The organism is Streptococcus suis, assembly GCF_002964045.1.
Classification (GTDB): domain Bacteria; phylum Bacillota; class Bacilli; order Lactobacillales; family Streptococcaceae; genus Streptococcus; species Streptococcus suis_U.
Genome location: NZ_POPB01000650.1, coordinates 1 through 312, shown reverse-complemented (window position 1 = coordinate 312; position 312 = coordinate 1). Strand labels below are relative to the sequence as shown.

Sequence of the window (312 nt, the reverse complement as noted above, 5' to 3'; positions counted from 1 at the left end):
CAAACGTAGGGAGCCTTTTTGAGCAGAGGGCAGGCCTCACAATTGGAAGTACTAGAGTTCTCTTTCACCACTCTATTTCTCCGAACTTCTTTTGAGATTGTGGACGGATCTTTTCCTAGCTTAACAGCGATAGCTGAGAAGGACTTAAGTTGTTCGATTCCTATTTGAATATCGTTGCGATCAGAGAGAGTTAAGTGTTTGTTTTTCATTGTCAGTTACCAACTTGTCCCAAAGTAAGTTCTACCTTATTTCCTTGTCTCAGTCTAATTTCCAGTTTTGGTGTTAGACTAGAACTTACTTTGAGAATTTTGG

Annotated in this window: 1 protein-coding gene; it reads right to left on the bottom strand. The window is 39.7% G+C overall.

What is annotated here, in order from left to right:
* Positions 1–209 (bottom strand): helix-turn-helix domain-containing protein (locus C1E99_RS13895; RefSeq protein WP_153060286.1); only part of this gene is annotated, 209 nt, incomplete at its 3' end.
* Between the last annotated feature and the right edge of the window lie 103 nt (positions 210–312).